Here is a 23753-nt window from a genome sequence, read left to right on the forward strand (position 1 = left end):
GGCCCTAGCTGCTGGTCAGTTCGACGAAGACCTGTTCAAGGTCGGGCTGCTCGGTCGCGACGTCGATGATCGGAATGCCCGCGCCGCGCAGCAGGTCGATGATGCGGTCCGCCCGAAGCCGCGAGGGCGGATAGAAGACCGCCAGCCGCCCGTCGGCGCGCCGCTCGGCGCGCACGCCCTCGGGCAGGGGGGGCAGTTCGACGGGGCCGCCCGTGTCCAGCACCAGCGTCTTGCCGTCGGTCCGCGCCAGAAGGTCGCGCGTGGGCTGACGGATGACCAGCTCGCCATGGTTGATGATGGCGATCTCGTCGCACATCTGCTCGGCTTCTTCCAGGTAATGTGTGGTCAGGATGATCGTCATGCCCTGGCGGTTCAGTTCGCGCACATTGGCCCAGAGCATCTGGCGCAGGGTGATGTCCACGCCTGCCGTCGGTTCGTCCAGGACCAGGATCTGGGGGCGGTGGACCAGCGCCTTGGCCAGCAGAAGCCGCCGCTTCATCCCGCCCGACAGGTTGCGCGCATAGGCGCCCGCCTGATCGGTCAGCCCCACCAGTGCCAGAAGCTCGTCCGTCCAGCGTTCCGATTTCGGCACACCGTAGAGGCCTGCCTGCACCTCGAGACTGGCGCGGGGGGTGAAGAACGGGTCCATGTTCAGTTCCTGCGGCATCACCCCGATGGCGGCGCGGGACTGGCGTGGGTTCACGTCCTGGTCGAAGCCCCAGATGCTGACGCGGCCGGCGGTCTTGTTGACCAGCCCGGCAAGGATGTTGATCAGCGTGGACTTGCCTGCGCCGTTGGGGCCCAGGAGGCCGAAGATGCTGCCTGCGGGAATGGTCAGGTCGATGCCCTTCAGCGCCTCTTTGGCGGGGGCGTTGCCCTGGGCGGCATAGGTCTTGCGAAGACCCTCGATCTGGATGGCGTGGCTCATGGTGTCGGTCTCGCAATGCTTGCGGTGGCAGGCCGGGCTGCGGTAATGGGGTTTAGACCAGATGATGCAAGCCGCCACAAGAAGGCCAGCCATGACCCAGCACGTGACGCCCGAAAACTCGCTTTCGACCGAGACGGGCCCCGAGGCCCTGAAGATGCCCGCCCCCGTGACCGAGGTGGTGACGCGCTGGCGCGTGTGCTGCGACGGCGATGATGCGGCGGGTCTGGGCCATCCGCGCGTCTGGCTGGCTATCAGCCCCGAGACGGGCTTTGTCGATTGCGGCTATTGCGACAAGCGTTTCGTGATCGACCGCGATCACGCGCACGACGACCACTGACGGAACTTGCCGCGCCGTTCCGCCCCGGCCCGGCGCGGATCTCGGGCCCCGTCGAGGGGCCCTCAATCCGGGGCGGCCTTGCCGCCCGGCACGCCCTTGCCATCCTTGCGCTTTGATCCGGCCCGGCACCTGTCCGAGCAGTAGCGCACCTGATCCCAGTCGCGTTCCCATTTCTTGCGCCAGCGGAAGGGTAGCCCGCAGGTCAGGCACAGCTTTTGCGGCAGGTCAGACTTGCGGCGCATGCGGGCCATGCGGATTCCCTTCGTTTGCGGGGCGCGCCCGGCTGAGCAGCATCCCCTCGGGGCCGCAGGGCAGCAGGCCAAGGGGGCGGCCTGTCTCGGACTCCAGCCAGGACAGCACGTGCTGGCCCGCCCAGACCTGCACAGCCGTTCCGTCGCGGGTCGTGCCACGCCCGGTCGCGGTGCCGCTGAACCGGTCCTGATAGGTGAACAGGACCCCGACCTCGGTGCCGTCCTGGCAGGTGACGCTGGCTTGCCCCAGCCCCAGCAGGCCGCGTTCGGCCCATTGGCCCCGGCATTGGGCGCCGTCGCTGGTCACGCCGAGCACCTCGCCGCGGCCCCGGCCAAGCGCGCGCCCGTGAAACCAGCGCCCCTCGTCGCCCAGGCAGGCGACCACCCGGCTGCAAGAGCTGTCATCGGAGCGCAGTGGGCAAAGCTGGGGCATGTCATCGGCCAATGCAGGCCAGGTCAGCAGCGAAACAGCCAAGGCGGCTGGCAGGCGCAGGCGGAACATGTCAGAAACCTCGGCATGATTACGGGAACGGACGCGGCGAGGCTAACATGAGCGACACATTCGGCAAGGGCTGCCATCTGCACCTGATCGACGGGTCGGCCTTTATCTTCCGCGCCTATCACGCGCTGCCCCCGCTGACGCGGAAATCCGACGGTCTGCCGGTCGGCGCCGTCGCGGGTTTTTGCAACATGTTGTGGAAATATGTCCAGGACGGCAATGGCAGCGACGCGCCGACCCATGCGGCGGTGATCTTCGACCATTCCTCCAAGACCTTCCGCAACGAGATCTATCCCGCCTACAAGGCGAACCGCCCCGAGCCGCCCGAGGATCTGCGCCCGCAATTCCCGCTGACCCGCGACGCGACCCGCGCCTTCAACATCGCCTGCATCGAGACCGAGGGCTACGAGGCCGACGACATCATCGCCGCCTATGCCCGCCATGCCCGCGAGGCCGGTGGCCGCGTCACCATCGTCAGCAGCGACAAGGACCTGATGCAGCTGGTCGGCGATGGGGTCGAGATGCTGGACCCGATCAAGGGCAAGGTCATCGGTCCCGACGAGGTGTTCGAGAAATTCGGCGTCGGCCCTGACCGCGTGGTCGATGTGCAGGCGCTGGCGGGCGATTCGGTGGACAACGTCCCCGGTGCCCCCGGCATCGGCATCAAGACCGCCGCCCTGCTGATCCAGGAATTCGGCGATCTGGACGCACTGCTGGACCGCGCGGCCGAGATCAAGCAGCCCAAGCGCCGCCAGACGCTGATCGACCATGCCGAACAGATCCGCGTTTCTCGTCAGCTGGTGCAGCTGGACGGCGACACCCCGCTGGACCGCCCGCTGGAGGATCTGGGCGTCCGCGCCCCCGAGGCCGAGCGCCTGCTGGCCTTCCTGTCCGAGATGGAGTTCCGCACCCTGACGACCCGCGTGGCCGAGAAGCTGGGCGCCGAGGCCCCGGCGATCCAGGCCGCGCCCCCCAGCCAGGCGCCTGCCGCGCCGGACATGCCCGCCATCGACGCATCCGCCTATGAGACTGTCACCGACATGGCCGCGCTGGAGGCCTGGATCGCCGCCATACGCGAGGCAGGCGCCGTCGCCATCGACACCGAGACCACTAGCCTCGATGAGATGCAGGCCGATCTGGTCGGCATTTCGCTGGCGGTGGCGCCGGGCCGGGCCTGCTATGTGCCGCTGAACCATATGGCGGGGGGCGACGATCTGTTCGGCCAGCTGGCGCGCGTGCCGGGCCAGCTGGACCCGCAGGCGGTGCTGGCGGCGCTGAAGCCGGTGCTTGAGGACCCGGCAACGCTGAAGATCGGCCAGAACCTCAAATACGACTGGAAGATCCTTGCCCGCCAGCTTCCGGAATTGGGGGGCATCCGCATGGCCCCGGTCGCGGATACGATGCTGATGTCCTATGCCCTGAACGCGGGCACCCATAATCACGGCATGGACGAACTGGCCGAGCGTTACCTTGGCCATAAATGCATCCCGATCAAGGATCTGATCGGCTCGGGCAAAAGCCAGATCAACTTTGCCCAGGTCCCCATCGACAAGGCCGCGCCCTATGCGGCCGAGGATGCCGACGTCACGCTGCGGCTTTACCGCCATTTCGCGCCGATGTTGCCCGCCGAACGCGTCACGACCGTCTATCAGACCCTCGAGGCGCCGATGATTCCCGTCCTGGCCAAGATGGAGATGGCGGGCATCCGCATCGACACCGACGTCCTGGGCCGCATGTCCAACGCCTTCGCGCAGAAGATGGCAGGGCTGGAAGCCGAAATCCACGAACTGGCCGGAACCCCCTTCAACATCGGCTCGCCCAAGCAGTTGGGCGAGATCCTGTTCGACCGGATGGGTCTGGCGGGCGGCAAGCAGGGCAAGACCGGCGCCTTTTCCACCAGCGCCGACGTGCTGGAGGATCTGGCCGCCGAAGGCCACGACCTGCCCGCCCGCGTGCTGGACTGGCGCCAGATCAGCAAGCTGAAATCCACCTATACCGACGCGCTGCCGACCTATGTGAACCCGGAAACCGGGCGCGTTCATACCAGCTATTCCATCGCGGGGGCGCAGACCGGGCGGCTGGCCTCGACCGATCCGAACCTGCAGAACATCCCGATCCGCAGCGACGAGGGGCGGCGCATCCGTCAGGCCTTTGTCGCGCCGTCAGGGCACCGGCTGGTCGCGCTGGACTACAGCCAGATCGAATTGCGCATCCTGGCCCATGTGGCGGACATCCCGGCGCTGAAACAGGCCTTCCGCGAGGGGATCGACATCCACGCCATGACCGCCAGCCAGATGTTCGGCGTCCCGGTCGAGGGGATGGATCCGATGATCCGCCGCCAGGCCAAGGCGATCAATTTCGGCGTGATCTACGGAATCTCGGGCTTCGGCCTGTCGCGCAATCTGCGTATCCCGCGCGCCGAGGCACAAAGCTTCATCGACACCTATTTCGAACGCTTCCCGGAAATCCGCGCCTATATGGACCGCATCGTGGCGGATGCGAAATCCGACGGCTCGGTCCGCACGCTATTCGGGCGACGCATCAACACGCCGGGCATCAACCAGTCCGGCCCGGCGGCAGGCGGTGCGCGGCGCGCGGCGATCAACGCGCCCATTCAGGGCGCGGCCGCCGACATCATCCGCCGCGCGATGATCCGCATGCCCGACGCGATCCGCGACCTGCCCGCGCGGATGCTGTTGCAGGTCCATGACGAACTGGTCTTCGAGGTGGCCGAGGACGCTGTGGACAGCCTCATCGCCCGCGCGCGCGAGGTGATGGAGGCCGCTGCCGAACCCAAGGTCAAGCTGTCGGTGCCGCTGGTCGTCGATGCCGGCCACGGCCTGAACTGGGCCGAGGCACACTGAAAGACCATCAGACCGCCGAGGAATGGCTGCCCTCGGCCACGGCATAGGCGTCCAGCCCCTGCGCCAGCATCCGCGTCAGGGGCCGCCCCTCTGGCGTGATGCTTAGCGCGGCGTCCTCCAGCCGCAGGACGCCGCCGAACCGCGCGATCAGGGGCGCGAACAGCGCGCGCTGGCGATCCTCGCTGACGCCGAACCGGGCCTCGATCTCGGCCATGTCGATCCGGAATTCGCACATCAGCATCTCGATCATGCGGCCGCGCCACAGATCCTCGGCGCTGAAGGCATGGCCCCGCGCGACCGGCAGAAGACCCGCCCGGATCGCGGCCGTATAGACCCCTGTCGCGGGTGCATTCTGGGCATAGCCCTGCGGAAAACGCGAAATCGAGGACGCCCCCAACCCCAACAGAATGTTCGCCGGATCGTCGGTGTATCCCTGAAAGTTGCGCCGCAGCCGCCCCTCGGCCAGGGCGCGCGCCAACCCGTCCGAGGGGCTGGCGAAATGGTCGATCCCGATCTCGGCCAGCCCGTCGGCCACGAACAATGCGCGGGCGGTGTCGAACAGGTCCAGCCGCGCCTCGCCATCGGGCAGGGCATCGTCGGGTATCATCACCTGCCGCTTGGACATCCACGGCACATGGGCATAGCCGTAAAGCGCCACCCGGTCGGGTTGCAGCGCCAGCACCTTCTGGACGGTATCGGACATGCGAATGCGGTTCTGATGGGGCAGGCCGTAAAGCAGATCGACATTCAGGCTGCCGATGCCGTGGCCACGGATCAGGTCCACGGCGGCGGCGGTCAGCTCGAATCCCTGCGGCCTGCCGATCGTCTCCTGGATCAGCGGGTCGAAATCCTGCACCCCGATCGAGGCGCGGTTCATCCCCGCCGCCGCCAGCGCGGCCATCCGGGGGGCGTCGATCTCGGACGGGTCGATCTCGACCGAGAATTCGCCGCCCTCGATCATCGGAAAGGCCGCACGGATCGCCCCGGCCAGTTCCGCGATCATCGCGGGCTCCAGCAGGGTGGGCGTGCCACCGCCCCAATGCAGCCGCGACAGCCGCACATCAGGCGCCAGTCGCGCGCGCAGGGCGGCGATCTCGGCCAGCAGCGTGTCCAGATAGGCGCGCACCGGGTCCATGCTCTGCGTGCCCTGCGTGCGGCAGGCGCAGAACCAGCACAGCCTGCGGCAGAACGGGATGTGGACATAAAGCGATATCGCCGCACCGGCAGGGATCGCGCCGATCCAGCCGGCCACCAGGGGCGCATCGACCGACGGCCCGAACTGCGTCGCGGGCGGATAGCTCGTGTAGCGCGGGGCGCGGGCCTCGAACAAACCGAGTCGTCTGAGTTGCGAAATCGTGCTCATGGCGGTATCCCTAGGGGAAGATGCGCGAACAGACCTTGACCCAGATCAACAGCTGCACGACCTCGGCCCCTCATGGCGAGGTCAGCTGCTCCGAATGCCCGATCCGCTACCGGGCCGTATGCGCGCATTGCGAAGGCGACGAATTGCAGCGCCTCGAAGAGATCAAGTTCTACCGCAGCTACGAGGCCGGTCAGCCCATCGTCTGGGAAGGCGACCGGATGGATTTCGTGGGCTCGGTCGTCTCGGGCGTGGCCACGCTGACCCAGACGCTCGAGGACGGGCGCACCCAGATGGTGGGCCTCTTGCTGCCAAGCGATTTTCTCGGCCGCCCCGGACGCGACCGCGCAGCCTATAACGCGACGGCCACGACGCGGGTCGTCCTGTGCTGCTTCCGCCGCCGCCCCTTCGACGATCTGATGCGCAAGACGCCGCATATCGCGCACCGGCTGCTTGAAATGACGCTGGACGAACTGGACGCGGCGCGCGAATGGATGCTGCTTCTGGGCCGCAAGACCGCGCGCGAAAAGATCGCCTCTTTCATTGCCATCATCGCGCGCCGCGAGGCCTCGCTGCACAAGCGCCAGCCGGGTGGACGAATGGAACTCGACCTGCCCCTGACGCGCGAGGCCATGGCCGATTACCTCGGCCTGACGCTGGAGACGGTCAGTCGGCAGGTCAGCGCGCTGAAACGCGACGGTGTGATCCAGCTTCAGGGCAAGCGCGGCGTGATCCTGCCCGACTTCGCGCGGCTCGTGGACGAATCCGGCGACGATTCCGACGGCGGCTGCCTCAGCTGAACACCCTTCGCGGCTTTGCCTTGGGCCAAATATCCCGGGGGAATCGCGCAGCGATGGGGGCAGCGCCCCCCTGCGACCCATCCGCCCCAGCCCCGCCCCGACCTTTTCCCCGCGCCCCTTTGCTGCTAAGCGGTGCCTTCCCGGTCGCAGCCTACCCGGGTCACAAAAACAAGGGTCACATATGAAAACCACTCTCGTCTGTTCGGGCGGGCTGGACTCTGTCTCGCTTGCCCATGTCCTTGCCGCTCAAGGGAGGCTCTCGCGCATCGTCAGCTTCGATTACGGTCAGCGCCACCGCAAGGAACTGGACCATGCGCGTTCCTGCGCCGAAAGGCTGGGCGTGCCGTTCCACTTGGTCGATCTGTCGGGTCTGGGCGCGGCGCTGACAGGGTCGGCGTTGACCGATGACGTCGCCGTGCCCGACGGCCATTACGCCGAGGAAACCATGCGTATCACGGTCGTGCCGAACCGGAACGCGATCATGCTGACCATCGCCTTCGGCATCGCGGCGGCCAATGGCGATCAGGCGGTCGCGGCGGCGGTGCATGGGGGCGATCACTTCATCTATCCCGATTGCCGGCCCGGCTTCACCGAGGCTTTCGCCGCCATGCAGAAGGCCGCGCTGGAGGGTTACGCAGACATCGCGCTGGACGTGCCCTTCGTGCGCGCCACCAAGGCCGACATCGTCGCGGCGGGCGCGCGCGCGGGCACGCCCTTTGCGCGGACCTGGTCCTGCTACAAGGGCGGGGCGCGCCATTGCGGGCGCTGCGGCACCTGCGTCGAGCGGCGCGAGGCCTTCGATCTGGCGGGCATCCCCGATCCGACCGAATATGACGACCCCGATTTCTGGCGCGCGGCGGTCGCATCGCGGCAGGGGGCGGCGTGATGTTCCGGATCAGCAAGGAGTTTCACTTCAGCGCCTCGCACCGGCTGGACCACCTGGCGCCCGACCACCAATGCGCGCGTCTGCACGGCCACAACTATATCGTGGTCGTCGAACTGGCCGCGCCCGATCTGAACCCCGACGGCTTCGTGCGCGATTATCACGAATTGAAGCCGCTGAAGGACTATATCGACGGCCAGTTCGACCACCGGCACCTGAACGACCTGCTGGAGGTGCCCTCGACCGCCGAGAATCTGGCCCGGCACTTCTTCGACTGGTGCCGCGCCCGCTGGCCCGAGACCAGCGCCGTCAAGGTCAGCGAGACGCCCAAGACCTGGGCCGAGTATCGGCCATGAGCGCCCTTCGCATCGCCGAGATCTTCGGCCCGACCATCCAGGGCGAGGGCGTGCTGATCGGTGAGCCCACGGTCTTTGTCCGGGCGGGGGGCTGCGATTACCGATGTTCGTGGTGCGATTCGATGCATGCGGTGGACAGCGCCTTTCGCGACCAATGGGCGCCGATGTCGGCAGAGGCGATCTGGGCCGAGGTTACGCGGCTGTCGGGCGGGCGGCCCCTGACGGTCTCGATCTCGGGGGGCAATCCGGCGATCCAGGATTTCGGGCCGCTGATCGCGCTTGGCCGGGCCGAGGGCTACCGGTTTGCGCTGGAAACGCAGGGCTCCATCGCGCGGGACTGGTTCGGGGCGCTGGATGTGCTGGTCCTGAGCCCCAAACCCCCTTCCAGCGGCGAGACCCCCGACCGTGCCGCGCTGGCGGATTGCATCGCGGCGGGGCAGGGCGCGGGGCAGGCGGTGCTGAAGATCGTGATCTTCGACCGGCGCGATTACGACTGGGCGCGGGCGCTGGCCGAGGATTGGCCGGACCTGCCGCTTTACCTGCAACCGGGCAATCCCGATGTGGACCCCGACAGCCCGGTTGCGGCGCAGGACGTGGCCGACCGGCTGCGCTGGCTGGTGGATATGGTCACCGAGGATCGCTGGTTCCGGCCCCGCGTCCTGCCGCAGCTGCATGTGCTGCTGTGGGGGAACCTGCGCGGCGTCTGAGGCGGGCGCCTTTGGCAGCGCGCGGCGAATTGCGTCCCGCGACGGCCGGGGGGACTGGCCGTCCCCCCGGACCCCCCTGCGCGCATCCCCGCAGGCGAGGCCTCCGGTTCAGCGGGCCATCAGCACCGGCACGGCGGATTTTTCGAGCATGTTGCGCGTCGCACCGCCCAGGATCGCCTGGCGGAACCGCGAATGGCCGTAAGCCCCCATCACGATCAGGTCCGCGCCGATCTCGACCGCGCGGCGGTTCAGTTCGTCGCTGATCGTGGGCGCGGTGCGTGCCAGTACCGCGATTTCCGCCCGCACCCCATGGCGGACGAGCATCTGGGTCAGCGGGCCGCCCGGGTCCGAGCGTTCGGGGCTGGTGCGGCGCGGGTCGATGCAGGTCACCTCGACCCGGTCGGCGGCGCGCAGCAGGGGCAGCGCCCGGCGGATGGCGGCCAGCGCCTCGGCCGACTGGTTCCAGGCGACCAGCACCCGGCGCAGATTGGCCGGGATCTCGGCATGAGGCAGCACGAGGACAGGGCAGCCGCCCTCGAACAGGGCGGCTTCGGCGATGATCTCGGCCTCGGCGGGCTGGTTCTCGGCGTAGGGGCTGACCAGCACGGTCAGATCGGCGAATCGCGCCCTCAGGCCGACCAGCGCCGGGATGCCACCGCTTTGCGCAACCGCGCTGTCCACCGACCAGCGCAGGTCGCTGGCAGGCGCCAGACGCGCGCGGACGGCTTTTTCCAGAGCCTCGGCATCGGCCAGGGCGCTGTCGATGGCGTCCTGCAGCATGTAGGCGGTGCCGCCGGGGAAGAAATATCCCGGCTGGCTGAGATCGATGCCGAGGCACAGGACTTCGAGATGGGCGTCCTCGCGCACGGCAAGCTGGGCTGCCGCGTCAAGCTGGGGCGTCTGCGCCGGATCGGTCAGGATCGTGAGGATCGTCTTGTAGGCCATGGCGGGCTCCTTTCGGTCACGATGGCATCCTGCGCCCTGATGCGCCCTTTTGCCTTGATCCGCGTCAACCCCCGGATTTGACCCAGATCAAGGATTCGAGAGCCGCCTGCCCCTATCCCCTGACCATCGACAGCCCTGCCGCCGAAGCGATTCGGCGCGGGCGCAGAAGGGGACGCGACGCCGATGCCAACGGGGACAGCGAGATGAACTATGTGAAACTGATCCTGCTTGGCGGGATCGCATTGTTTGCCGCGATCGCGGCCAATATGGCGCATGATCTGGCCTATCAGGTCAACGCGCTGACCGTCATGCTGGCCTCGGGCGGGATGTTCCTGTGGACCCTGCGCCGCATCGACGAGCCTCTGCCCCTCCACAATCCGCGCGAATACATGGACGGCGTCGTGCGCGCCGGCGTGGTCGCCACGATGTTCTGGGGCGTGGTGGGCTTTCTGGTCGGCGTCGTCATCGCCTTTCAGCTGGCCTTTCCGGCGCTGAACTTCAGCGACCTGACGCAGGGCTACCTGAATTTCGGCAAGCTGCGCCCGCTGCATACCAGCGCGGTGATCTTCGCCTTTGGCGGCAACGCGCTGATCGCGACCTCGTTCTATGTGGTCCAGCGGACCTCGGCGGCGCGGCTCTGGGGCGGGAACGCGGCCTGGTTCGTGTTCTGGGGCTACAACTTCTTCATCGTGCTGGCGGCGACGGGCTACATTCTGGGCGCGACCCAGTCCAAGGAATATGCCGAGCCGGAATGGTATGTGGACTGGTGGCTGACCATCGTCTGGGTGACCTATCTGGCGGTCTTCCTGGGCACGATCATCAAGCGCAAGGAACCCCATATCTACGTCGCGAACTGGTTCTATCTGGCCTTCATCGTGACCATCGCGATGCTGCATGTGGTGAACAACCTGTCGCTGCCGGTCAGCATCTGGGGCAGCAAGTCGGTGCAGGTCTTTGCGGGCGTGCAGGATGCGATGGTCCAGTGGTGGTATGGCCATAACGCGGTGGGCTTCTTCCTGACGGCGGGCTTCCTGGGGATGATGTACTACTTCATCCCGAAACAGGCCGAGCGTCCGGTCTATAGCTACAAGCTGTCGATCATCCACTTCTGGGCGCTGATCTTCCTCTATATCTGGGCCGGTCCGCACCACCTGCATTACACCGCGCTGCCGGAATGGGCCGCGACGTTGGGGATGGTGTTCTCGATCATGCTGTGGATGCCCAGCTGGGGCGGCATGATCAACGGCCTGATGACCCTGTCGGGCGCCTGGGACAAGCTGCGGACCGATCCGATCATCCGCATGATGGTCGTCGCGGTGGGCTTCTACGGGATGGCGACCTTCGAGGGCCCGATGATGTCGATCAAGTCGGTGAACAGCCTTTCGCACTATACCGACTGGACCATCGGTCACGTCCATTCCGGCGCGCTTGGCTGGAACGGCATGATCACCTTCGGCGCGCTCTACTACCTGGTGCCGCGCCTGTGGGGACGCGAGCGGCTCTACAGCCTGTCGCTGGTCAGCTGGCACTTCTGGCTCGCCACGATCGGCATCGTCCTCTACGCGGCCTCGATGTGGGTCACGGGCATCATGGAGGGCCTGATGTGGCGCGAGGTCGATCAGCACGGCTACCTGGTCAACGCCTTTGCCGACACGGTCAGCGCCAAGTTCCCGATGTATGTCGTGCGCGGTCTGGGCGGGGTCCTGTATCTCGCTGGCGCGATCATCATGGCCTGGAACCTGTGGGCGACGGTCGCCCGGCAGCCCAAGGCCCAATCCACCGCCATCGCGGTTCCGGCAGAGTAAGGGGGGCTTTCGATGCGAATTCTCGAAAAGCACAAGATCCTCGAAAAGAACGCCACGCTTCTGCTGGTCTTTTCGTTCCTAGTCGTCACCATCGGCGGCATCGTGCAGATCACGCCTCTGTTCTACCTTGAGAACACGATCGAAAAGGTCGAGGGCGTCCGCCCCTACACCCCGCTGGAACTGGCGGGCCGCGACATCTATGTCCGCGAGGGCTGCTATGTCTGCCACAGCCAGATGATCCGCCCGATGCGCGACGAGGTCGAGCGTTACGGCCATTACAGCCTGGCGGCGGAATCGATGTATGACCATCCGTTCCAGTGGGGGTCGAAACGCACCGGGCCGGATCTGGCGCGTGTCGGCGGGCGCTATTCGGACGAATGGCACATCGACCACCTGCGCGACCCGCAATCGGTGGTGCCGGAATCGATCATGCCGAAATACGGCTTCCTCTTGGACCGGGTGATCCATTCCGACCACATCCGCCAGCGTCTGGTCGCGGATCGCCGCGTGGGCGTGCCCTACAGCGACGAGATGATCCAGAACGCCGTGGCCGATTTCCGCACCCAGGCTGACGAGTTCGGCGACCTCTCGGCGCTGCAATCGCGCTATCCCGGCGCGCAGGTCCGCAATTTCGACCGCCAGCCGCAACTGACCGAGATGGACGCCCTGATCGCCTATCTGCAGGTCCTTGGCACGATGGTCGATTTCTCGACCTTCGAACCCGACCCGAACCGCTGAGGCCGCCATGGAAACCTACACCTTCCTGCGTGCCATGGCCGATAGCTGGGCGCTTCTGGTTCTGGTCCTGGTCTTTGTGGGCGTGATCCTCTTCGTGTTCCGCCCCGGATCGCGCCGCGTCCAGAAGGATGCCGCCGAGAGCATCTTTCGCAACGAATCCCGTCCTGCCGCCGAGGACGACGAGAAGAAGGAGGACCGCTGATGTCCGACGACACCAAGAAGCCGGCGGATGACGTAGCATCCTCCGCCAATCCCGACAACCAGATCAACCTGCGCCGCCAGGCCGCCGATGCCGAGCATGCCGCCAAGATCGAGGGCGCCATTCCGCCCCGGCCCGCCCCGGACAAGCCCGTCGCGCCCAGCCATCGCCGCAAGGGCCGCCACGGCGTCGGCCTGAAGGAAACGCCCTCGACCGGGCATGAATGGGACGGGATCACCGAATACGACAACCCGATGCCCCGCTGGTGGCTGTGGACCTTCTACGCCACGATCGTCTGGGCCATCGGCTACATGATCGCCTATCCCGCCATCCCGCTGGTGACGCAGGCGACCCAGGGGATGCTGCGGACCAATGCGCGCGCCGAGGTCGCCTCGGAAATCGACCGCTTCGCTGCTGCGAACGCGCCGATTCAGGCGGCGCTGGTGCAGACCGATCTGGCCGCCATCCCCGAGGACGGCGACCTGATGAGCTATGCCACCAACGCGGGCGGCGCGCTTTACCGGACCTGGTGCGCGCAATGCCACGGCGCGGGTGCGGCCGGGGCGCGGGGCTATCCCAACCTGCTGGACGATGACTGGCTCTGGGGCGGCAGCATGGAGGACATCCACCTGACCCTGCTGCACGGCATCCGCGACCCGCAGGACCCCGACACGCGCTATTCGCAGATGCCGCGCTACGGTGTGGACGGCCTCTTGAACCAGCGCGAGATCGACCGCGTGGTCCATTACGTCCTGTCGCTGTCGGATCAGCCGCATGACGCGGGTCTGGCCGCGCGCGGCGCCCAGATCTACGCCGACAACTGCACCGCCTGCCACGGCGATGCGGGCGAGGGTGATCGCGGGCAGGGCGCGCCTGCGCTGAACGATCAGGTCTGGCTTTACGGCAGCGAGCCCGAGACCCTGCACCGGATCATCTCCGAAGGGCCCTATGGCGTCATGCCCGCCTGGTCGAACCGCCTGACCGAGGCCGAGATCCGCGCCCTGACCGTCTATGTCCACGGGCTTGGCGGCGGCGAATAGCCGCCACGCCCCACCGGTTCCGCGCCCTCAACCCGCGCGGCAGTCCCGGCCCCCCGTCCTGTTCGCGCGTTCCTCGGGGGGCCGGTGATCCATCTGCAAGGCCCATTGCCCTGCACCACCGCTTCCGCGCCGGCCTGTCCGCGTGGAAGGCCGGCCCCCGGCTCTGTTCGCGCGTTCCACCGGGGGCCGGCTATTTCTTTCGCAAGGGATGCCTCAGCCGACCAGTTCGCCCCGCAGCGAATTCGGCGCGCTTTCCACGATGCGGACCTGCACCAGATCGCCGATCTGGGCCTCGGGCGCCTCGACAAAGACCGAATGCAGATAGTCGGACTTGCCGACCATCTGTCCCGGCTCGCGGCCCGGTTTCTCGAACAGGACGCCGAGGGTCCGGCCCACCATCGAAAGCTGTGCGGCCTTCTGCTGGCGGTTCAGCAGCGCCTGCAATTCCTGCAACCGCGCATCGGCGACGGCGCTGTCCACCTCTGGGCGGTCATAGGCAGGGGTGCCGGGACGGGGCGAATACTTGAAGCTGAAGGCGGTGCCGAAACCCACCTGTTCGATCAGGCGCAAGGTGTCGGCGTGGTCCTGATCGGTCTCGCCCGGAAAGCCCACGATGAAGTCGCTGGTCAGCAGGATGTCGGGCCGCGCGGCCTTGATGCGGTCGATCAGGCGCAGATACTGGTCGGCGGTGTGCTTGCGGTTCATCGCCTTCAGGATGCGGTCGCTGCCCGACTGCACCGGAAGATGCAGATAGGGCATCAGCTGCGGGATGTCGCGATGCGCCTCGATCAGGTCGTCGGCCATGTCGTTGGGATGGCTGGTCGTGTAGCGGATGCGGTCCAGACCGTCGATTTCGGCCAGCGCGCGGATCAGGCGGCCAAAGCCCCAATCGCCACCCTCGCCCGCGCCATGCCAACCATTCACGTTCTGGCCCAGCAGCGTGATCTCGCGCACGCCGCGTTCGACCAGATCGCGCGCCTCGCGCAGGATGCGGTCGACGGGGCGGCTGACCTCGGCCCCGCGCGTATAGGGGACGACGCAGAAGGCGCAGAACTTGTCGCAGCCCTCCTGCACGGTCAGGAAGGCCGCGGGCGCGCGGCGGGTGGCGCGGCGTTCGGGCAGGTGGTCGAACTTGTCCTCGGGGGGGAACTCGGTCAGGATCGCGGGCGCCTCGCCGCGAAGCATGGCGGGCAGGCGGTGATAGGTCTGCGGGCCGACGACCAGATCGACCAGCGGCATGCGGCGGACGATCTCCTCGCCCTCGGCCTGGGCGACGCAGCCGGCGACGCCGATCTTCAGGTCGGGACGCTCGGCCTTCAGCGGCTTCAGACGGCCAAGGTCGGAATACAGCTTCTCGGCCGCCTTTTCGCGGATATGGCAGGTGTTCAGCAGAACCATGTCGGCCTGTGACTGATCCTCGGTCAGCTCGTAACCCTCGCCGGCCATCGCCTCGGCCATGCGCTGGCTGTCATAGACGTTCATCTGGCAGCCATAGGTCTTGATGAAAAGCTTTTTCGCGGCCGTGGCGCTGGCGTCCTGGGTCATGTCATGCTGTCCTTGAGATCGGCCCGGCGATACAGCAAAGACAGGCTTTTGGAAAGGCACGGGATGGAGAGCGACCTGACCGCGATGCCCAATATCGGCCCCGCGACCGCCCGGTCTCTGATCGGGGCGGGCATTCCCGACGCGGCGCGGCTGCGCGGCCTTGGCGCACACGAGGCCTATCGCGCGCTGCTGGTCGCGGGCGAGAGGCCGCATTTCATCGGCTATTACGTCCTGCACATGGCCTTGCAGGGGCGGCCCTGGAACGATTGCAAGGGCGCCGAAAAGGACGCCCTGCGCGCCCGATTCGACGCGCTGGTCGCGGAAACCCGCGCCACCCCCCTGTCGGGGATCGAGGCCGAACTGGACGCGCTAGGCCTCAGGCGGCCCTGATCAGCGGCCCGCCTCGCGGGTCTCGAAGGACAGGCCCACGGCGCTGCGTTGGGGAAAGCCCGCCCAGTGGCTGTGCGCCTCGTCGGGGTTGCCGTCGGCATCGACCGACCACAGGCCCGCATCCGCATCGCGGATCAGGTCCAGATATTCGCCCCGCCCGGCCTCGTCCTTCAGATGCAGGTCCAGAAACGCGGTCGCGAAATGCTGGAGGATGTTGTTCATCCGCACGCTGTCCCAGACCGGATCGGCGTAATGATCGAAGGGCGCGCGGCCAAGGCTTTCGGAATGCGCCCAGGCCTCGGCCGGGGCAGGGATCGGCGCCGCCGCGTTGTGGCTGGCGTTCTCGAAGGTCAGCAGGTGGCGCGTCGTGCCGGTCGTCTCGTCCAGGATCTGCCGGATCGAGTCATAGGGCGAGACATCGTCCACGCTGCCCGCGACCAGCATCAGAGGCGCGGTCACGCCGGCCAGCCCGTCGGCGTCCCAGAAATCGAATTGCCGCCCCCATGGCGCTATGGCGATGACGGCCTGCACGCGGGGATCGACCAGCGCCCCGTGATCCTCGGACCCCGCGCCCAGCCGGGCCAGCGTGCCCGAGGGCGGCACGAAGGCCCCCGGCTCGGCCCGTTCCAGCGCGGTGCGCGACAGGCCCGCGCCGCCGAAGATCAGCGCGCCGTAGCCGCCCATCGAATAGCCGACGACCGCCGTGCGGTCCGCATCGGTGATCGCGCCGATCTCGTCCTGCAGCCCGGCCATGCTGTCCAGCAGGAAACGCTGATCGACCGCCCGGTTCACCAGCGTCGAGGCAAAGGCCTGCTGGTCGTCATAGGTGCTTTCGGGATGGTCGGCCGCCACCACGACATAGCCCTTGGAGGCCAGGTTCTCGGCCAGATGGCTCATCAGGTAGCGGTTGCCGGGATAGCCATGCGACAGGATCACCAGCGGGAAGAACCCATCGGCGGGGTCCGCGTCGCGGTCGGCGCTGCCCGTCAGCGTGGTCGCCGTCACCCCGTCGCGCAGGATCGTGTCATAGGTCACGCCGGTCCGGGTCCCCTCTGCGGCGGGATACCAGATCTCGGCCAGCAGGCTACGCTCGGCTTCGGGGGTGCCGCCTGCCTGCGCGGCGATCACGTCGATCCGCGCGGGGTCGGTAAAGCGTGCCTCGCGGACGCCGACCGGATGAGGGCCGGGCTGGGCCAGTTCGGGCGCGTCGGGGCGGAGCAGGTCGATGCGGTTCTCGGCCATGGCGGGGTGCGCTGTCAGGGTCATGGCGGCGATCAGCAAATGTCTCACGGGCGCTCCTTTGGCAATTTCGCGGTGATCTTGCGAATTTTGCACAACCTGCACAAGAACCCCGGCAATCCGCCCCATTGAATGCGCCAATTCGCCCGGCTAGCCTTGCCGCAAAGGTATTGAGGAGCCGACAGCATGAACAAGCCGCAAAGCTGGGAAGCACGGGCCGACGAATTTTCGCTTTATGGCTTCACCGATCTGCCAAGCGTGCATCAGCGCGGCGCGGTGGTGCTGACCCATGGCGAGGGGCCTTACGTCGTTGACGTTAACGGCAACCGCTATCTGGATGCGAATTCGGGCCTGTGGAACATGGTCGCGGGCTTCGACCACAAGGGCCTGGCCGAGGCCGCCAAGGCGCAATACGACCGCTTTCCGGGCTATCACGCCTTTTTCGGGCGGATGTCCGACCAGACTGTGATGCTGTCGGAAAAGCTGGTCGAGGTCTCGCCCTTCCCGCGCGGCAAGGTGTTCTACACCAACTCGGGGTCCGAGGCGAACGACACCATGGTCAAGATGCTGTGGTTCCTGCATGCCAGCGAAGGCAACCCGCAGAAGCGCAAGATCCTGACGCGCTGGAACGCCTATCATGGCGTGACGGCGGTCTCGGCCAGCATGACCGGCAAGCCTTACAATTCGGTCTTTGGCCTGCCTCTGCCGGGTTTCATCCACCTGACCTGCCCGCATTACTGGCGCTATGGCGAGGCGGGCGAGACCGAGGAACAGTTCACCGCCCGCCTTGCGCGCGAGCTGGACGAGGTGATCCAGCGCGAGGGCGCCGACACGATCGCGGGCTTCTTCGCTGAACCCGTGCAGGGCGCGGGGGGCGTCATTCCGCCGTCCAAGGGCTATTTCCAGGCGATCATGCCGGTGCTGAAGAAGCACGGCATCCCGATGATCGCGGACGAGGTGATCTGCGGTTTCGGGCGGACGGGCAATACCTGGGGCTCGATCACCTATGATTTCGTGCCGGACGCGATCATCAGCTCGAAGAACCTGACCGCGGGGCTGTTCCCGATGGGCGCGGTGATTCTGGGGCCGGAACTGACCGACCGCCTGCAGGCCGCCATCGACAAGATCGAGGAGTTTCCGCACGGCTTCACCGCCTCGGGGCATCCGGTCGGCTGCGCCATCGCGCTGAAGGCCATCGACGTGGTCATGAACGAGGGGCTGGCCCAGAACGTCATCGACCTGGCCCCCCGCTTCGAGGACGGGCTGCGCGAACTGGCCAAGAACCCCAATATCGGCGAATATCGCGGCGTGGGCTTCATGTGGGCGCTGGAGGCCGTGCGCGACAAGGCCACCAAGACCCCGTTCGAGGGGCATCTGTCGGTCAGCGAACGCATCGCCAATACCTGCACCGACATGGGCCTGATCTGCCGGCCGCTCGGCCAGTCGATCGTGCTCTGCCCGCCCTTCATCCTGACCACCGACCAGATGGACGAGATGTTCGACAAGCTGGACAAGGCGCTGAACAAGGTCTTTGCCGAACTGGCGTGAGGGGGCTTGCAAAGGGGCGCCGGGCGGGCCATCTGTCATACGTATTCTATAAAAGGAATGTGAAATGATCCCCGCCCGATTTGCTCCGATCCTGTTCGGCTTCTTCCTGTCGGGCCTGATGTCCGCGCTAGTTTCGGGCGTCTCGACCCTGCGTGCCGTGGGCTTGGCCGATGGGGTGGGGGCCTTGTGGCTGGGCAACTGGCTGTCCAGCTGGGCCTTTGCCTTTCCCGCCGTGCTGATCGTCGCGCCGATTGCGCGGCGGCTGGTGGCACGGCTGACCACGCCCCCCGCTCAGCGCGGGCGTAGCGCGGGCTGAGCCTGGGCGACGCTGCGCCAGACCGGGCCGCTGGCCGTCATCTCGACCGCCAGCGCGCCCGTGCGGCGCAGGCGTGGCGGGTCCCAGATCACGCAATCGCCCCCGGCCTCGACCCGCTCGGTTGCAACGATGATCGTGCGCGGCTCGCAGAAGGGTGCCGCGCGCGCGCCCGCGCCCTTGCCGGTGAAGTGCAGGATGCGCCAGCCATGCGGCAGCCCGGCCTGCCGGTCCCGCCGGTCGCCCGACCATGCCGGGCGCGCCGCCGAGGCCGCCTGACCGGCCGTGTCGCCATCCTCGACCAGCCAGGTCGAGACGACGAAGGCCCCGCCCGCGGGTTTCGAGACCGCCCGCCCGGTCGGGGTCATCAGCCCCACGGCCTCGCCTTCGGGGGCGATCAGGATCAGCGGGCGTTTGGCGGTCAGCCACAGCCCGAACCCGCCGATGACCAGGGCCGCCGACAGCGCCGAGCCGATCATCAGCACGCCGCCCGGCCGTGATCGGCGCCAGCACAGGATCAGCCCGACCGCGCCGAAGCCCAGCATCGGCAGGACCGGCCCCGGCGCCATCGGGATCGCCCTCACGGCCCCCTCAAGCCCGGCGACGAAGCCCGCTACCGCCAGCATCCATGCGGTCCCGAGGCCCATGACCCACAGCGCCACCCCCTCCAGCCCCAGAGGCGCCAGCAGTAGTGCGATCACCCCCGAGGGCATCACCAGCGTTCCCATCACCGGCACGGCCAGCATGTTCGCCAGCAGCCCGTATTGCGACATGCGATTGAAATGCGCAGCCCCGATCGGCGCCGTGGCCAGCCCTGCGACCAGCGACGAGACCAGCAGCATCATCACCGGCCGCAGCCAGCGGGGCAGGCGGTTGGCATGACGGCTCCAGGGATCGAAGGTCAGGATCAGCGCGATGGTCGCGGCAAAGCTCATCTGGAAACCGGGCGAGGTCAGCGCCTCGGGGCTGATGATCAGGATCGCCGTCGCCGCCAGCGCGACCGTCCTGAGCGAGATCGCCCTGCGGTCGGCCAGGACCGCCAGCAGCATCACCGCAACGGTCACAAAGGCCCGCTGCGTCGCCACGCTGGCGCCTGACAGCCACAGATAGGCCCCCGCCGCGACCAGCGCCCCAAGCGCGGCCATCTTGTGCGCGGGCAGGGGCCATTGCGCGCCAAGGCCCTGCGCCAGCACCAGCGCCAGCCGCAGCGCGCCATAGACAAAGCCCGTCAGCAGCCCCATATGCAGCCCCGAAATCGCGATCACATGCGCGAGGTTCGAGGCGCGCATCAGCTCGGTCGTGGCCTCGTCGATGCCAGAGCGGTCGCCCGTCATCAACGCGGCGGCCACCGCGCCGGGCTGGCCGGGGATGCGTTCGCGGATCTCCTGCGACAGCGCCATGCGGGTGCGGTGCAGGTGCCATGCGCCCCCCTCGGGCGCAGCGACGGCCATGACCGGGCTGCGGCTGTAGCCGACCGCGCCCAGCCCCTGAAACCACGCGTTCAGGCGGAAGTCGAAGCTGCCGGGCGAGGCCGGGCCGGGCGGCGGCCCAAGATGCCCGGTCAGCATCACGCGCTGGCCGATCGGCGGCACATCCTGCCCCACCGACAGCGACAGGCGGACGCGGCGTGGCACGTCGTCGGGCGGGATGTCGCGCAGCCGCACCTCGTCCAGCGTCAGGCGCAGCAGATCGCGGCTTGAGCGGTCCAGATGGACGACACGCCCCTCGACCGGGCCGTAATAGCGCCAGTCGAGGACCGGCCCCGCGACCCACGCCGCCCGTGCGCCCGCCAGCGCGACCCCGGTTGCGATCAGCACCAGCCCCAGCCCTGCCAGCCGCAACCCGTCGGCCCAGGCCCAGCCGATCCGCCCGCGCAGGGCAAGACGGGGCGCGCTCAGCGTTACCAGGCCTGCGATGCAGGCCAAGACCACAAGCCCGGCCCATTGCGGCGCCGTCAGCAGGGCGGGGCGCAGGAACCACAGCCCGATTCCCGCCGCCAGACAGACCGGCACCCAGACGAACAGCCCCGCCCGAGGCGCGGCTGCGGGTCGTCTGGCGGCATGGCCATGCAGATGGGGCCGCCCCGACAGGGCGACCGGCTGGGGCAACATCCTTGTCCTTTCGCGGTTCGGGCTCTATCACTTGCGGCAGAATGGCAGGCCCTGCTTACCAAAGCGTTAACGCCGCCCCTCAAGACCCATCTTCCGAAGGCCCAGATGACCCAGACAGCCCCCGTCGTGACCCGTTTTGCCCCCTCGCCGACCGGCTATCTGCATATCGGCGGCGCCCGGACGGCGCTGTTCAACTGGCTTTATGCCCGCGGGCGGGGCGGCAAGTTCCTGCTGCGGATCGAGGATACGGACCGCGCGCGATCGACCCCAGAGGCGACCGAGGCGATCCTCAAGGGGTTGGAATGGCTGGGTCTCGACTGGGACGGCGAACCCGTCAGCCAGTTCGCCCGCAAGGACCGTCACGCCGAGGTTGCGCGCCAGATGCTGGCGGGCGGCACGGCCTACAAGTGCTTTTCCACCACCGACGAGATCGCCGCCTGGCGCGAGGCAAACCCGCGCCAGCCCTTTGCCAGCCCGTGGCGCGATGCGACTGATCTGCCTGACGCACCCTATGCCATCCGCCTGAAGGCTCCGCGCCACGGCGAGACGGTGATCCAGGATCAGGTGCAGGGCGATGTGCGCGTGGCCAATGACCAACTGGACGACATGATCCTGCTGCGTAGCGACGGCACGCCGACCTACATGCTGGCCGTGGTCGTAGATGATCACGACATGGGCGTGACGCATGTGATCCGGGGTGACGACCACCTGACCAACACCGCGCGCCAGATCCAGATCTATGACGCGATGGGCTGGGACCGTCCGGTCTTTGCCCATATCCCGCTGATCCATGGCGAGGACGGCAAGAAACTGTCCAAGCGGCATGGCGCGGTCGGCCTGCACGAATTCGCGGCGCTCGGCTATCCGGCGGCGGCGATGCGGAACTACCTGGCCCGCCTGGGCTGGAGCCATGGCGACGACGAGCTGTTCGATGACGCGCAGGCGCGCGAGTGGTTCGACCTGCCGGGGATCGGCCGGGCGCCCGCGCGGCTGGATTTCAAGAAGCTGGAACATGTCAGCGGCCACCACCTGCGCCACATGCCGCCCGGGGCGCTGTTCGCGGCGCTGGACGGTTATCTGGCCGAGACCGGCGCCCAGCCCCTGACGCAAGGTCAGCGCGAACGGATGGCAGCGGCCCTGCCGGCCCTGACCGAAAAGGCAAGAACGCTGCCGCAACTCATTGAACAAGCGCGATTTGCACTGATTGAGCGTCCTGTCGAGCCGGACGAGAAGGCAAGCAAGCAGCTGGATACGGTATCCCGTGGTATGCTGAAATCGTTGACTGCCGCATTGCAGCATGCTAGCTGGGCGCGAGACGATCTGGAGGAGGCGGCCAAGCGGATCGCCGAGGAACAAGGCGTCGGTTTGGGCAAGATCGCGGGGCCCTTGCGCGCCGCGTTGGCCGGGACCAGCGTCACCCCCTCTGTGTTCGACATGATGACGGCGCTTGGCCGCGAGGAATCGCTGGCCCGGCTGCGTGACCAGACAAATCTGGCAGGCTGACCGCCTGCACCCACATGCCAGGGCCACCCCCAAGCATCATGCGGGCAGGGGCCCGGCCAAGCCGGAAAGGACGCATAGATGGCCGACAAGATTGCCAAGCTGCGCATCGACGATTCGGAATATGACCTGCCGGTCATGAGCCCGACCCAAGGGCCGGATGTCCTGGACATCCGCAAGCTCTATGGACAGGCCGATGTCTTCACCTTCGATCCGGGCTTCACCTCGACCGCAAGCTGCGAGTCGAAGATCACCTATATCGACGGTGACAAGGGCGAGCTGTGGTATCGCGGCTACCCGATCGAGCAGCTGGCGGCTCAGTCCCATTACCTCGAAGTCTGCTACCTGCTGCTTTACGGTGAACTGCCGACCCAGCAGCAGATGGAGGATTTCGAGACCCGCGTGACCCGTCACACGATGGTTCACGAGCAGATGCACAACTTCTTCCGCGGGTTCCGCCGCGACGCGCATCCGATGGCCACGCTGGTCGGCGTGATCGGCGCGATGTCGGCCTTCTATCACGACTCGACCGATGTGAACGATCCCTGGCAGCGCGAGGTCGCGGCGATCCGCCTGATCGCCAAGCTGCCGACGATCGCGGCCATGGCCTACAAGTATTCGATCGGCCAGCCCTTCGTCTATCCGCGCAACGATCTGGATTACGCCAGCAATTTCCTGCACATGTGCTTCTCGGTCCCGGCCGAGAAATACGAGGTGGACCCGGCTCTGGCCCGCGCCATGGATCGCATCTTCACGCTGCATGCGGATCACGAACAGAACGCCTCGACCTCGACCGTGCGTCTGGCGGGCTCGTCGGGGGCGAACCCCTTTGCCTGCATCGCGGCCGGTATCGCCTGCCTGTGGGGGCCTGCCCATGGCGGCGCCAACCAGGCCTGCCTTGAGATGCTGCGCGAGATCGGGACCGTTGACCGCATCCCCGAATTCATTGCCCGCGCCAAGGACAAGTCCGACCCGTTCAAGCTGATGGGCTTCGGCCACCGGGTCTACAAGAACTTCGACCCGCGCGCCAAGGTGATGAAGGAATCGGCCGACGAGGTTCTGGCGCTCCTGGGCGTCAAGGACAACCCGACGCTGCAGGTCGCCAAGGAGCTGGAAAAGATCGCTCTGGAAGACCCGTATTTCATCGAGAAGAAGCTCTATCCCAACGTGGACTTCTATTCGGGCATCATCCTCGAGGCGATGGGCTTCCCCACCTCGATGTTCACGCCGATCTTCGCGCTGTCGCGCACCGTCGGCTGGATCGCCCAGTGGAAGGAAATGAGCGCCGACCCGCAGGCCAAGATCGGCCGCCCGCGCCAGCTTTATGTCGGCGAGGACAAGCGCGACTACAAGGACGTCTCGGCCCGCTGAGCGGGTCCGCAGACCGGACCAGAG

The 23753-nt window shown here is 67.2% G+C and carries 23 protein-coding genes; 15 read left to right on the plus strand and 8 right to left on the minus strand.

Features of this window, described 5'->3' with window-relative positions; translation table 11 throughout:
- Positions 1-4: 4 nt before the first annotated feature.
- Positions 5-928: an ABC transporter ATP-binding protein gene (locus ACTZWU_RS02410; protein WP_444735888.1), complete on the minus strand. Its 924-nt coding sequence runs from the start codon at positions 926-928 to the stop codon at positions 5-7.
- A 154-nt stretch (positions 929-1082) separates the two neighbouring features.
- On the opposite strand from ACTZWU_RS02410, the gene ACTZWU_RS02415 reads away from it, so the two are divergent.
- On the plus strand, positions 1083-1265 hold the full coding sequence (locus tag ACTZWU_RS02415; protein WP_442953534.1) for a zinc-finger domain-containing protein: 183 nt from the start codon (positions 1083-1085) through the stop codon (positions 1263-1265).
- 62 nt (positions 1266-1327) lie between these two features.
- On the opposite strand, the gene ACTZWU_RS02420 is transcribed toward ACTZWU_RS02415, so the two are convergent.
- Together ACTZWU_RS02420 and ACTZWU_RS02425 are read right to left on the minus strand one after the other, a co-directional pair.
- On the minus strand, positions 1328-1516 hold the full coding sequence (locus ACTZWU_RS02420) for a DUF2256 domain-containing protein (RefSeq protein WP_444735751.1): 189 nt from the start codon (positions 1514-1516) through the stop codon (positions 1328-1330).
- Positions 1491-2018, minus strand: a complete 528-nt coding sequence (locus tag ACTZWU_RS02425; RefSeq protein ID WP_444735752.1) for a hypothetical protein — start codon at positions 2016-2018, stop codon at positions 1491-1493. The genes ACTZWU_RS02420 and ACTZWU_RS02425 overlap by 26 nt, the downstream gene beginning before the upstream one ends.
- 47 nt (positions 2019-2065) lie before the next feature.
- On the opposite strand from ACTZWU_RS02425, the gene polA reads away from it, so the two are divergent.
- Positions 2066-4879 (plus strand): DNA polymerase I, encoded by a 2814-nt coding sequence (polA, locus tag ACTZWU_RS02430; protein WP_444735753.1) that lies wholly within the window; start codon positions 2066-2068, stop codon positions 4877-4879.
- A gap of 7 nt (positions 4880-4886) precedes the next feature.
- Here polA and hemN read toward each other — a convergent pair whose 3' ends face one another.
- A complete protein-coding gene (hemN, locus tag ACTZWU_RS02435; protein ID WP_444735754.1) occupies positions 4887-6242 on the minus strand; it encodes an oxygen-independent coproporphyrinogen III oxidase in 1356 nt (451 codons plus the stop codon).
- Positions 6243-6262: 20 nt separating this feature from the next.
- Between hemN and fnrL the strand changes: the two genes are divergently transcribed.
- The 4 genes from fnrL (at position 6263) to queE (ending at position 8985) form a co-directional block, all read left to right on the plus strand.
- Entirely contained in the window at positions 6263-7039 is a 777-nt protein-coding gene (gene fnrL, locus ACTZWU_RS02440; RefSeq protein ID WP_444735755.1) for a transcriptional regulator FnrL, read from the plus strand.
- A 181-nt stretch (positions 7040-7220) separates the two neighbouring features.
- Positions 7221-7925, plus strand: coding sequence for a 7-cyano-7-deazaguanine synthase QueC (gene queC / locus ACTZWU_RS02445; RefSeq protein WP_444735756.1), 705 nt, complete (start codon positions 7221-7223; stop codon positions 7923-7925).
- Entirely contained in the window at positions 7925-8278 is a 354-nt protein-coding gene (gene queD, locus ACTZWU_RS02450; RefSeq protein ID WP_444735757.1) for a 6-carboxytetrahydropterin synthase QueD, read from the plus strand. Before queC ends, queD begins: the two co-directional genes overlap by 1 nt.
- Positions 8275-8985: a 7-carboxy-7-deazaguanine synthase QueE gene (gene queE / locus ACTZWU_RS02455; protein WP_444735758.1), complete on the plus strand. Its 711-nt coding sequence runs from the start codon at positions 8275-8277 to the stop codon at positions 8983-8985. The genes queD and queE overlap by 4 nt, the downstream gene beginning before the upstream one ends.
- A gap of 108 nt (positions 8986-9093) precedes the next feature.
- Here the strand turns inward: queE and ACTZWU_RS02460 are convergent, their stop codons facing one another.
- Entirely contained in the window at positions 9094-9930 is an 837-nt protein-coding gene (locus ACTZWU_RS02460) for a universal stress protein (RefSeq protein ID WP_444735759.1), read from the minus strand.
- A 203-nt stretch (positions 9931-10133) separates the two neighbouring features.
- On the opposite strand from ACTZWU_RS02460, the gene ccoN reads away from it, so the two are divergent.
- Genes ccoN through ccoP form a run of 4 tightly spaced genes read left to right on the plus strand, consistent with a single transcriptional unit; the run spans position 10134 to position 13712 of the window.
- Positions 10134-11735 (plus strand): cytochrome-c oxidase, cbb3-type subunit I, encoded by a 1602-nt coding sequence (gene ccoN / locus ACTZWU_RS02465; protein WP_444735760.1) that lies wholly within the window; start codon positions 10134-10136, stop codon positions 11733-11735.
- A gap of 12 nt (positions 11736-11747) precedes the next feature.
- The gene (gene ccoO, locus ACTZWU_RS02470; protein WP_444735761.1) at positions 11748-12473 is read left to right on the plus strand and encodes a cytochrome-c oxidase, cbb3-type subunit II; all 726 of its coding nucleotides are present in this window, start codon (positions 11748-11750) and stop codon (positions 12471-12473) included.
- A 7-nt stretch (positions 12474-12480) separates the two neighbouring features.
- Positions 12481-12675: a CcoQ/FixQ family Cbb3-type cytochrome c oxidase assembly chaperone gene (locus ACTZWU_RS02475; protein WP_444735762.1), complete on the plus strand. Its 195-nt coding sequence runs from the start codon at positions 12481-12483 to the stop codon at positions 12673-12675.
- Positions 12675-13712 (plus strand): cytochrome-c oxidase, cbb3-type subunit III, encoded by a 1038-nt coding sequence (gene ccoP, locus ACTZWU_RS02480; protein ID WP_444735763.1) that lies wholly within the window; start codon positions 12675-12677, stop codon positions 13710-13712. Before ACTZWU_RS02475 ends, ccoP begins: the two co-directional genes overlap by 1 nt.
- Before the next feature lie 213 nt (positions 13713-13925).
- Here ccoP and miaB read toward each other — a convergent pair whose 3' ends face one another.
- Complete coding sequence (gene miaB, locus ACTZWU_RS02485; protein WP_444735764.1) at positions 13926-15257, minus strand: tRNA (N6-isopentenyl adenosine(37)-C2)-methylthiotransferase MiaB; 1332 nt, start codon at positions 15255-15257, stop codon at positions 13926-13928.
- Between the two features lie 63 nt (positions 15258-15320).
- On the opposite strand from miaB, the gene ACTZWU_RS02490 reads away from it, so the two are divergent.
- Positions 15321-15647, plus strand: a complete 327-nt coding sequence (locus ACTZWU_RS02490; protein ID WP_444735765.1) for a TfoX/Sxy family protein — start codon at positions 15321-15323, stop codon at positions 15645-15647.
- On the opposite strand, the gene ACTZWU_RS02495 is transcribed toward ACTZWU_RS02490, so the two are convergent.
- The gene (locus ACTZWU_RS02495) at positions 15648-16937 is read right to left on the minus strand and encodes an alpha/beta hydrolase family protein (RefSeq protein ID WP_444735766.1); all 1290 of its coding nucleotides are present in this window, start codon (positions 16935-16937) and stop codon (positions 15648-15650) included.
- Positions 16938-17072: 135 nt separating this feature from the next.
- Between ACTZWU_RS02495 and ACTZWU_RS02500 the strand changes: the two genes are divergently transcribed.
- Together ACTZWU_RS02500 and ACTZWU_RS02505 are read left to right on the plus strand one after the other, a co-directional pair.
- Entirely contained in the window at positions 17073-18434 is a 1362-nt protein-coding gene (locus ACTZWU_RS02500) for an aminotransferase (protein WP_444735767.1), read from the plus strand.
- A 64-nt stretch (positions 18435-18498) separates the two neighbouring features.
- The gene (locus ACTZWU_RS02505; protein WP_444735768.1) at positions 18499-18750 is read left to right on the plus strand and encodes a DUF2798 domain-containing protein; all 252 of its coding nucleotides are present in this window, start codon (positions 18499-18501) and stop codon (positions 18748-18750) included.
- Here the strand turns inward: ACTZWU_RS02505 and ACTZWU_RS02510 are convergent.
- A complete protein-coding gene (locus tag ACTZWU_RS02510; protein WP_444735769.1) occupies positions 18726-20858 on the minus strand; it encodes a ComEC/Rec2 family competence protein in 2133 nt (710 codons plus the stop codon). The two genes, ACTZWU_RS02505 and ACTZWU_RS02510, sit on opposite strands and share 25 nt — an antisense overlap.
- 105 nt (positions 20859-20963) lie before the next feature.
- Here ACTZWU_RS02510 and gltX point away from each other — a divergent pair, with 105 nt between their 5' ends.
- Positions 20964-22361 (plus strand): glutamate--tRNA ligase, encoded by a 1398-nt coding sequence (gene gltX / locus ACTZWU_RS02515; protein WP_444735770.1) that lies wholly within the window; start codon positions 20964-20966, stop codon positions 22359-22361.
- A gap of 78 nt (positions 22362-22439) precedes the next feature.
- Positions 22440-23729 carry a citrate synthase gene (locus tag ACTZWU_RS02520; protein WP_444735771.1) on the plus strand — a complete coding sequence of 430 codons (1290 nt, stop codon included), beginning with the start codon at positions 22440-22442 and terminating at the stop codon, positions 23727-23729.
- Positions 23730-23753 lie beyond the last annotated feature (24 nt).

The organism is Paracoccus sp. NSM (genome assembly GCF_052379855.1).
Classification (GTDB): Bacteria; Pseudomonadota; Alphaproteobacteria; order Rhodobacterales; family Rhodobacteraceae; genus Paracoccus.